Below are 10,192 nucleotides of genomic sequence, written 5' to 3' on the forward strand. Positions count from 1 at the left end.
TTATCGGACAATTCACGGATTTCCCTTGAATCTCACCCTTAAAGTGGGGATAATCCCTCCTGCGCCCAAAGAGGCCCACTATGGTGGCCTTATTGGTCCTCTCGCAACACTAGCATGTGAACCTGGTCAGGCCCGGAAGGGAGCAGCCACAGCGTGTGATGTGTGTGCCGAGATGTGGCTGGTAAGGCTACCACCCAACTTTCTCTCCCCCTTGCTTTTTGAAGTGTAAATCTGCAAGTTTTAATTTAAAACTGACATAAATTTGAATTGAGAAATATCCTTATTTAATGTTTCTCACGTTTTGCATCGCCGCATACATCTTAGGCTCGCTTTTTTCTCGCACGCTTTTCACTTTCTCTCTATATAGCAACTGCTCACTCAACAGTAATACCCTAAAAATATCGCGCACCCCCTGCTACCGAAAAATTCAGACTATCAGTAGACAATAGGTCATCGCATACGCACAGCGAGTTAGCACAACAAGCTCATATGAGTGCGTCGTCATTTAGGCAGCATTTCAAAAGTACTACAGGCACTAGTCCGTTGCAGTATTTGAAAACGCTACGCTTGCAAGAGGCAAGAGATCAAATGCTAATCAATGGTCTTGATGCCAACCAAGCAAGCGGGGTAGTTGGGTATGAAAGCCCTTCTCAGTTTTCGAGAGAGTACAGCCGCCTCTTTGGTTTACCACCGCTAAAAGATGTACAGCGACTAAAGCAACAACAAGTTTAAATCAACAAATCGGGACCTCATGGTGCCGATTTTTGTCTGTTGCTTTATGTCACTAAAGAGCGATCTAGAGACGTTCACAGTCATCTAGTGCAACTTGCTCAATTCTACAAAGCCGACGTTCGGCTAACGCATTTCTGCCCCAAAGTGAGTTAGAAGATATTACTTTACAGGCTCACAACACTATAAATCACGAGTGTAAATTTATTGCCTAGAGGATCTATACGTGTACGTCATTGTGGTTCTTGAGCTAATACTTGCCGCGAGCGAAAGTTAGCGCTGATAAGGTCGCAGGCGTCATGCACATGCGGAGCAAAGAGGTCAAAGACAGAAAACGTGACATTGATACCGCATTGGCCTTGTCAGCATTGTAAGGTAGGTATCTTGCGGCTAATTAGCGAATTAAAGTTAGATTCAGCAACGACCAAAGTAGAGTGAACGAGTTAGCAGCTAGATAGCTGCTTAATTGCTCAGGCTAGCGGCTTCTGTACGCGTAAAAAATATAATTGCTTATTAAGGAAAATTTAGGTGTAATGAAGACATAATAAGCGCTGAGCGATGCAGGGAAAGCTTATAAACACTAGCTAAACTGATTACACTAGCTAGGAAAGTGAGAGCCTCCAAAAAGCAAATTCCCATAGTATAAACAACACCAACTCTGTCACACCGAGCAGCCCAGTCCAACAAGCAATTATGCAACACAAACTGCGTGTCGCATAAATACTAAAATGTTAAATGCCAATGGAGTCATCATGCCTAGTAACAATATCGAAAATACAGTTATTGATTACCTATCAAAATTTGATGTCATAGCTGAAAAAATAGAAGAGACAAAAGAAAAAACTCCCGATTTTATTGTTCGTGGAGAAGATAATGTATTAATCGAATTGAAGGAAAAGTTCGATGCCGATATTGAGCATGAAACACAAGAATCTACTTTGGCTAAAGGAGATGTTTTTCAAAGAACGCACACGACGGGTTATTGGAATAGTATTTCAAGTGTTATTACTAAAGGGATTAAGCAGTTAAAAGCTCAAAAATCGAATACGAAAAGTAAATACTGTTTTCTTTTTATTGTTACAAGTGGTGTAAATCCATCAACGCAGGTTAAACAATTCGAGTCTACATTTTATGGTCGAAAAAGTATAATAGATGTCGGTTCAGAATCTAATCAAGCTGTATGGTGTTATTACTTTTACCATAGCCTCTTCTCTATACATAAAAATGCGATTGATGGTGCGTTTGTAGTAGATAGTAATAATGGACAGACAAGGCTGTTGATTAACGATCAGTCTCCTCAATATGAAAGTGTTAAAAGTTCTGAATTTCTTTCTAAATTTAGGGGTAAGATAGGGATCGTAGATCCTGTAGAATTAGAAGCTTCTAATGAAATCTATATTGCAGATACAACGATACCAAGAAATGACGAAGACGCGGTTAAAGAGTTTGTTTTTAATAAATATGGAATTACTAAAGGGTTGGTGCTTGATTTTCCTCAAACGGTTTTTCAAGTTAGGGTAGATGTATAAAGGCATTTAACAAGGTGATTAAACCTAACTAAAACAGTGGGTTATGTTTAATTCCGCTTCAGGTTATAACCCACTGCTTTAGTCCGCTTATTGCGGCGTTATAGCTACTGAGGGATTTTCGTGGCACTGAAAGATTTTCTAAAAGAAATAGATGAGGAAGTCAAAACAGTAAACTCATCTGAATTTGAAGTAGAAATTATCGAAACTAACTTCGTGCCTTCGTTTTCAGATCCGAATATTACATACGACAACCTTGATACAAATAAGAAAAAATGTAAGCGCCTAGAAAGCTGCGTACTTTACGTAGATATTAGGGGGTCGGCTCAGATAAGTGCTGAAAGGCGACCTAAGACTCTGGCAAAAATGTATTCTAGTTTCATTCGCAGCATGATTGCGTGCGCCCGTTATTACGGTGGGCACGTCAGAAATATCATAGGAGATCGTGTCATGGTGGTTTTTGATAAAGCAAATTGCTTTACCGACGCCGTGAATACAGCAGTTTTAATGAATAGCGTATGCAAGCATATCCTAAATAAGCGAATAAAATCATTTGAGTTCAGCGCGGGCATAGGCATCGATTATGGAAAAATGCTAATCACTAAGTCTGGCGCAATAAGGCAAGGTGACGAAAAGGAATTTTATAGAAGCTTGGTGTGGCTTGGTAAGCCAGCAAATGTTGCCTCAAGACTTACGGATTTAGCAAATAAAAAGGAATCGTACACTGTAAGAGGTGTGCGGCAGGGGGTGCACTATCCATTAACAGATGTATGGTCGTGGACAGATGTACATTTTGAAGTATTCTTGGGTCGGCTAAAGGAAACTTATTCCCCAAAGTTGATTCATGAAGAGGAGTATTTTAAGTGCTTCTATATCACCGACATGGGCCCATACTATTCAAACAATAGCCCTATCCTGATGACCAAAGCCGTCTATGATGGCTATAAGTCTGAAAACCCAGACTCGGAAGCTGTAAAAAATGGGTGGTTTTCCAAAAAGACCATTAAGGTTAAGGATTATGATGGCGATGTGTATGGTGGGGATGTGATTAAAACTGCGGTGGAAAGTATTTAGCTATGAGCAAAGATAGAATTGACCTACTTGAAAATACGTTAAAACAAATTATAGATTGGCTAAAGTTTGCAGAAGCCAAAAATGGAGCTCTAGTTGCCTTAGGATGTGCAACAATTTTCGGAGTACTTAGACTTTATTCATCTACATCAATAGAAAACACTTTCATCACATCCTATGTGACTTCATTTGCAATATTTGTTGCTACTGCAATCGTTATATCACTTGCATCGTTTATACCAAGGATAACACCTCCTTTTTGGATAAAGATGCCAGAAAAAGAGCAAGCAGATAATCCTTTTTTCTTTGGGCATGCATGTAAGTACAGCAAAATAAAATACCTTGAGTTATTCAATCGTTATACTGAATCAGATTCGGATAAAGAGTCCAAGTTAGAAGAGGCACTTTGTGAGCAGATCGTGAACAACTCTAGAATATCGTTCATTAAATACCGGATGTTTAGTGCTGCTGTATATTTATTCTTGGCTGGAGTTCTAACTCCCTTTGGGGCGGTGGTTTTGTATTGGTTGCGAGAATGAGCCATAACAAAGCACTGCTACGGAAAATTTACTCGCTGGCGATCCTAAATTTCCGCAGAGCGCGGCGCTAGCCCATAGAAATTTTTATACGAAATTCATCTAATATAGCCGACGACCTAACTTATTTCTGTCCAGAACCTTCACAGTGGGCACTTTCTAACGCATGTACTGGCTTTCTGCGCTCCACTTTATATGTATTAAGAGCTGTTTTGTGCATCAGTAACGCTGGATTAGATTAGAATCTCATACTCTACTGGCCCTTGGATCTTTGCTGAACACAGCTATCTAAAAGGGCTACACTTAATCTGAAGTAGCAACTACGATCAGAAGTCTATTCAGAGGGATTCAGTTATGTTAACCGATCAACAAGGTAATAACTTGTCAGGCTCGACAGTAGAAGCGGTAGAGGCATATGACAGGGCAGTAACCACCTTCAATCTTTACCGTGGCGATCCTTTTACTTTGTTAGACAAAGCTATTGAGCTGGCTCCATCTTTTGGAATGGCTTATATCCTCAAGGCATATCTACACATTGTGGCGACGGAGCCTGATTCGATAACCATAGCTCATAAAATTGTTGAAAAGGCGAAAGCACAATCGCTCGATGAAAGAGAAAAATCCCATATAACAGCCTTGCATCATTTACTCAAAGGAAACTGGAGTGATGCAGCTACTGTATTGGATTACCATAATATCGCTTATCCTCATGATCTTATTGGTTTGCAGGTTGGCCACTTGATTGATTTCTATCGGGCAAGCTCCAGAAATCTGCGTGACCGAATGGGCCGAGTATTGCGTAAATGGTCTCCTGATATGCCTGGTTACTCCATCGTACTGGGAATGCACTCCTTTGGTTTGGAGGAATGTGGTCATTATGCACAAGCAGAAGAGGCTGGACGCCAAGCTATCGAGATGGAACCCCTTGATTGTTGGGCACACCATGCCGTTACCCATGTAATGGAAATGCAGGGGCGTGTCCAGGATGGTATAGGTTGGATGATTACCAGACAGCCTGATTGGTCCGGTGATGATAACTTTTTTAAGGTGCATAATTGGTGGCACCTGGCACTCTATTATCTGGATCTGGGGCAATTCGAAGAAGCTCTTACACTTTATGACGGACCGGTTCGCGAAGACCGTAGCGGTGTTGCTTTAGATATGGTTGATGCCTCGGCACTTCTATGGCGGCTTGAACTATTAGGTTGCAAGGTTGATAACCGTTGGCAGGAGCTGGCAAATATGTGGGATCGACATGCCGATGGAAAACTTTATCCATTCAATGACTGGCATGCAGTAATGGCCTATTTAGGGGCTGGTCGATATCAAGAGGTGGAGCGGATTCAGAGTATCTACCAGTCAGTAAGTAACCCACGGAACGAAGTAGATGTATGGGCTCATCAAACAGGATTGCCTCTGATTAAAGGATTTCAGGCTTTCTGGAATGGAGATTATAAGATCGCAGTAGATAATCTCTATAGGGCTCGTTACATATCCAATAGCTTCGGAGGCAGTCATGCTCAGCGTGATATCATAGACTGGACATTGACTGAGGCAGCTTTGCGAGGAGGCATGAGAAATATGGCTGAATCCCTCGCTAACGAACGTTTGGCATTGAAGCCCCATAGTGCTTTGAATCTGAATTTTCTTTCCAGAGCTTCATCTGTTTAGGCGATCAATGATAAGTCAGGCCTTGTATAGTGAAAATGGCTGCTTATTTTAAAGCAGCCATTTTTTCTCGGCAAAGGTCGCGATTTATGGAGCAATTGGTTAAGAATAAACGCCCTTTTTGTTTCGGATACTAAAAGTTATCCGAAGAAGTAAAAAAGCTTGGTCTCAGCTAAAACAAAAATGTCCAATTTTTGCTTACGTGTATTTGCCCCAAAACAAGCTAGAAAATTTTGCTCAAAGGGCTAACAACACCGTTTGCACCTTGCTGTAAAACATGAGTATAAATCTGAGTGGTTTTAACGTCTGAATGACCCAGTTGACTTTGGACTGTGCGAATGTCTGCTCCTGATTGCAAAAGATGAGTCGCGAACGAGTGTCTAAACGTATGTGGTGTAATTAACTTTGTAATCCCCGACTGTTTTAAAGCAGCCTTCACCGCCTTCCTGACACAAGTTGGATGAAAATGATGTCGACGAATTTCTCCCGTTTTTGGATCGCCGCTTAATTTATAGGATGGAAATAGATACTGCCAAGCCAACGACTTGTTCGCAGATGGATATTTCTTTGCTAACGCATTCGGCATCCAAACGCCGGCATATTGTTCATTTTTTAAGTCAAGTTGTAGATATTCATCCACTTGCATAATTTGATTTCTTAACAATGGAATAAGCTCATTTGCAAGTGTTACAATTCGATGTTTATTGCCTTTTCCATTCCAGACTTGAATACATTTATAGTCAAAATCAATGTCTTTCACTCTGAGCTGTACCGCCTCCATTACCCTTAAACCGCTTCCGTACATTAATCCCGCAATTATGTAATAGCGCTTTTTCATAAACGACAATATTTCTTTGACTTCTTCTGGTGTCATTACGACTGGCAATTTGGGTTGTCTATTGCTTTTGACAAATTTTAAGTCCAACGACAATTCTTCTTTTACTATGTGTTTGTACAAAAACGCTAATGCATTTAATGCGGCCATTTGCGTTCTAGGCGACATATTTCTCTTTAAAATTAAGTGGTCTAAAAACTCAACCACTTCGTTATCACCCATAGTAGTGGGATGTCTTTTATTATGAAAATGTATGAAATTAGATATCCAACTAAGGTAAGCGTTAACCGTTCTCAGTGAATACTGTCGAGTCAACATGTAGTCTGCGATGTAATTTAAATAAGGCGAGCGAGTTTTCATTTTCATTCCTTTGAAAATATGTAAATACTGTATATTAAAACAGTTATAGCGTAATCGCTCACATAGTCAAGAAAACGACCCAATCGCGTGCTTTTGTCGCAAGATGAAAACGAGCAATAGCTATTTTTAATAATATTGGCAATAAGTTAACTAGTCTGTTAAAAATATATCATTCAGAAAAGTGAGCGGTAGCGTAGTAGAAAAACGCGCGATTCGCTCGCTATAAACATGTTATATGCCTTTGGAGAATGATGTTTAATTCAACGGATGATTACCTATTAAAACTTGCTGAAAAAAATGTGCTCGCTGGCGAAAAAGATGCTGTTCTAGCTGCACTTGAAGAAAGCGGAAAGTGGGAACAGTGCATAGAGTGGCGCATTTCAACGTATACTGAAACAACGATTTCACACGAAATGTTCAATGACGAAAAACGTTTTCGTGTCCATGTTAAGTGCGATCATGAGTTTAGTTGTTTAAGTCCTACTGTTGAACGAGCATTAGAAATGGCAGGCTTGTACCAACAACTAATATTTAAGTTGTTTCATCAAGTTGGTTGGGCTTCTTGGGAAAGTATTGATGTTTTAAGGTCAGAGTAATCGGCATATAACAAGTTACTCAAAAGGACGCAAAACGCTTGGCTTGCGCTCCTTCGTCGCTAATTTTAGCCAAGCATTTATGCGCCCATTAGTAAGGCGTTAGCTTTCAAGGATGGTATGTCTATAACTGATAGCCAAACGATTGACTCAGTCATTCGCAGCGATGAACATAATGATGTGGTGTTACTGATTACTGATCATCTTGATTGGTCAGAGCCACAAGAACACTTATTAGCATTGCAACAGAAATTGAATACGTATATTTCTTTTGTGGAATCAGGACAATTGTTCAGTGATTTTCCTGACACCAAAAATAAAGAGGTTTCCATTTTAATTGCCTGCGGATTTGAACCAGTCAATGCAGCACTTAGTTTTTTTAAAAAAGCAGATGTGTTCTTAAACGATAGGCTCAACATCAGGCTAAGGTATGCAATTGAAAGCTAACAAGTCAATTATGGCATGGACGCAAAACGCATGGCTTGTGCTCCTTCGTCGCTAAGTATAGCCATGCATTTATGCGCCCCATATTGAGGCGTTAGGCATTTATATCAGGGCATTATGAAGTTACTTCTACTATCGTTATCTTTTTTGATTTTAAGCGCTTGTTCTAGCGTTAGTGAAGTTGGCTACCCCGACTTTGTGAATTTAAAGCCTGAGTACACCATCGTTTGGGGGCATATAGAAAAAGGCGAATATTTATCTGAGCTCGAAAGTGAATGCGCTAAAGATCGAATATGCATTTCTTTAGATCCACCTCCACTCAAACTTACCATAGAAGTAGAAGAAGTTATTTACGGGCATATCCAATCAAAATTTGTTACGGCTTACACAACCAGTCATTATGGATTGGCTACATACTTTGATGACGTACCTTATCTATTTTTACTAAAAAGCAATGGAAAAGACCTTATAATTCCTAGATATAGTCCTAAGGAAATTGCTTTTGATGTAAACGATAAACCAACACTTCCCATGCTAAGCGTCAATGACACCCCTAACTGGCTTCCTTGTGAAATATCCAAGCTAAATAGGGAGATAAAATACGATGGTGCAGATGAATATGTTTTGCACGCAATAGAATCCTTCTCTTCAGAAGACCTAAAAACTATTAAAGATTTTTCTATTATTTCAGAATACTCTGTTCGCGTTATACGCGGTATTTATTTGTCTGATTTAAAAAGCTATTTGGCTGATAAGGTTACATTAAATAATTGTGCTAAATAAAGCCTAACAAACTGTTTAAAATGGACGTCTTACTGCTTGGCTGGCGCTCATTCTTCGCTAAGTTTAGCCAAGCGTAATCCGCCCATTAACAGGGCGTTAGGTGCAAGGAGTATTTCAATCACATGAGTGGACATAAAGCATCAATTATTGCAACTGTAGCTATGGGCTTGATTGGTGTAATCGTAGCTTTGTATATTCATTACGACACTCCTGAATTGGATATATCTGGTACGGTGACGGAAAAACAAGTTGAAGAAAATGGACAAAAACTTAGTCCCACCATAAACATTAAAGAGCTGTTTATTACTCCTGTAGACACAAAAATCCCTTCAACTTTTTTTGCTGAGATAACAAATACAGGCTCAACTGCAGCTCAAAACTTTGAAATACTAATCGACTTTGGTGAATCAACAGTAGAAAAGTGCGAGTTTACGCCAAACTCGGTCGTAAAGGTTAAAGATACCGAAGAACTATCTGCAAGAATTCTCCAAATATCAAACCTCAACGAAGACACATCTTTGTATCTAGTTTGTTCAACTAATCTTCCTTATTTTAAAAAACTATGGGTTGGTGGAGGAAACATTGGGTTTGAAAAGTCTATTGATTATGATGCATATAAAGAGATGAGAGCCGGAGAAAAAGTATCTTTTTACACTGGTCTTTGGAGGTTCATCCTTGTAGGCTTCTGTGCACTGTTTTTCTTTAAGCTTGTTGGCATTTTATTTGACTAAGCACCTAACAAGTTGCTCAAAAGGACGCAAAACGCTTGGCTTGTGCTCCTTCGTCGCTAATTTTAGCCAAGCATTTATGCGCCCATTAGCAAGGCGTTAGTTTTACAAGGAAGTATTGTGTTTCAATCTAGCCAAGTATTTATAGATAATATTCATAAGAGCTTTCAATTCTTAAAGCAGTTTGGCTTTGAGAGCAAACCAGCTAAAACTTTTAGAGATGAAACATCAATTTGTTATACGTCCTCTATCCTTATGGTTGTCTTTTGTCACAGTAGTTATAACGATGATTATTGGTGTGTGATTGGAAAGCCTGATACTGATTATCCTAAAAAGCCTGTTTCTCTTGCTGATTTGCTCAACGAACTTGAAAGTAAGCCTGAGCTTCCAAAAGACTCTGCACAGGCTATTCAAAAAACCTCAGAGATAATGAAAAATGAGTTGAAAGAACTCCTAAATGGAAAGTTAAACCTAATTACAAAAATTTGGGCTAAAGAGGAATCTGCGGCACAAGATATATATAGCTATCAAAAAGAAGTAGCATTGTATTGTGAGTCAATTGGCAATGCTGAGATATTAGAAATACCAAATACGGTAGAAGCATTGGGCAGTAGTTTTTTGCAGCGGTTCTCAGAGCACGATTTTTCGCAAAAAACTACTTGGGTAGTTATTACAAAACTTGCAGACTTTAATTGCAATAGCTATGAACTGGCAAAAGAAGTAGCCCAGCAGCATAAGTAAAACTAACAAGCTAATTAATAAGGACAAAAAACAGTTGGCTGTTTTCGTTCCTCAACATTTTAGCCAACAATTTTTTGCCCATTATTAGGGCGTTAAAAACACTATGAGAACAATTTCCATATTTCTAGCTTTACTGGTTCCTTTTTCGCTAAAGGCTGATTTTAAACCTGAGAAAGTC

10 protein-coding genes, 1 other RNA gene and 2 pseudogenes are annotated in these 10,192 nt (G+C 39.4%); 12 read left to right on the plus strand and 1 reads right to left on the minus strand.

The window, feature by feature from the left end:
- The first annotated feature begins 90 nt into the window (after nucleotides 1-90).
- The 7 genes and pseudogenes from ffs (at nucleotide 91) to C2M36_RS12610 (ending at nucleotide 5,533) form a co-directional block, all read left to right on the plus strand.
- Nucleotides 91-187: signal recognition particle sRNA small type (gene ffs, locus C2M36_RS12585), an RNA gene on the plus strand.
- A gap of 278 nt (nucleotides 188-465) precedes the next feature.
- Nucleotides 466-732 (plus strand): annotated as a pseudogene (locus tag C2M36_RS12590) (helix-turn-helix domain-containing protein); the annotation flags it as partial.
- A 198-nt stretch (nucleotides 733-930) separates the two neighbouring features.
- Nucleotides 931-1,167, plus strand: a pseudogene (locus C2M36_RS17205) (IS91 family transposase); the annotation flags it as partial.
- Nucleotides 1,168-1,481: 314 nt separating this feature from the next.
- Entirely contained in the window at nucleotides 1,482-2,258 is a 777-nt protein-coding gene (locus C2M36_RS12595) for a hypothetical protein (protein ID WP_105255175.1), read from the plus strand.
- Between the two features lie 120 nt (nucleotides 2,259-2,378).
- Entirely contained in the window at nucleotides 2,379-3,329 is a 951-nt protein-coding gene (locus C2M36_RS12600) for an adenylate/guanylate cyclase domain-containing protein (RefSeq protein ID WP_158678940.1), read from the plus strand.
- Nucleotides 3,330-3,331: 2 nt separating this feature from the next.
- Nucleotides 3,332-3,865: a Pycsar system effector family protein gene (locus C2M36_RS12605; RefSeq protein WP_105255177.1), complete on the plus strand. Its 534-nt coding sequence runs from the start codon at nucleotides 3,332-3,334 to the stop codon at nucleotides 3,863-3,865.
- Nucleotides 3,866-4,216: 351 nt separating this feature from the next.
- The gene (locus C2M36_RS12610; RefSeq protein ID WP_105255178.1) at nucleotides 4,217-5,533 is read left to right on the plus strand and encodes a tetratricopeptide repeat protein; all 1,317 of its coding nucleotides are present in this window, start codon (nucleotides 4,217-4,219) and stop codon (nucleotides 5,531-5,533) included.
- A gap of 220 nt (nucleotides 5,534-5,753) precedes the next feature.
- Here the strand turns inward: C2M36_RS12610 and C2M36_RS12615 are convergent, their stop codons facing one another.
- The gene (locus C2M36_RS12615; protein WP_105255179.1) at nucleotides 5,754-6,725 is read right to left on the minus strand and encodes an integron integrase; all 972 of its coding nucleotides are present in this window, start codon (nucleotides 6,723-6,725) and stop codon (nucleotides 5,754-5,756) included.
- A 251-nt stretch (nucleotides 6,726-6,976) separates the two neighbouring features.
- Between C2M36_RS12615 and C2M36_RS12620 the strand changes: the two genes are divergently transcribed.
- From C2M36_RS12620 to C2M36_RS12640, 5 genes are all read left to right on the plus strand, one after another.
- On the plus strand, nucleotides 6,977-7,321 hold the full coding sequence (locus C2M36_RS12620; RefSeq protein ID WP_105255180.1) for a hypothetical protein: 345 nt from the start codon (nucleotides 6,977-6,979) through the stop codon (nucleotides 7,319-7,321).
- A gap of 117 nt (nucleotides 7,322-7,438) precedes the next feature.
- Entirely contained in the window at nucleotides 7,439-7,765 is a 327-nt protein-coding gene (locus C2M36_RS12625) for a DUF6572 domain-containing protein (protein WP_105189617.1), read from the plus strand.
- A gap of 114 nt (nucleotides 7,766-7,879) precedes the next feature.
- A complete protein-coding gene (locus C2M36_RS12630) occupies nucleotides 7,880-8,545 on the plus strand; it encodes a hypothetical protein (protein WP_105189619.1) in 666 nt (221 codons plus the stop codon).
- 122 nt (nucleotides 8,546-8,667) lie between these two features.
- A complete protein-coding gene (locus tag C2M36_RS12635; RefSeq protein WP_105255181.1) occupies nucleotides 8,668-9,276 on the plus strand; it encodes a hypothetical protein in 609 nt (202 codons plus the stop codon).
- A gap of 117 nt (nucleotides 9,277-9,393) precedes the next feature.
- Nucleotides 9,394-10,014 (plus strand): hypothetical protein, encoded by a 621-nt coding sequence (locus C2M36_RS12640; protein WP_105255182.1) that lies wholly within the window; start codon nucleotides 9,394-9,396, stop codon nucleotides 10,012-10,014.
- The last annotated feature ends 178 nt before the right edge of the window (nucleotides 10,015-10,192 follow it).

Origin of the sequence: Pseudoalteromonas sp. T1lg75 (genome assembly GCF_002964705.1) — a bacterium.
Lineage (GTDB): Bacteria > Pseudomonadota > Gammaproteobacteria > Enterobacterales > Alteromonadaceae > Pseudoalteromonas.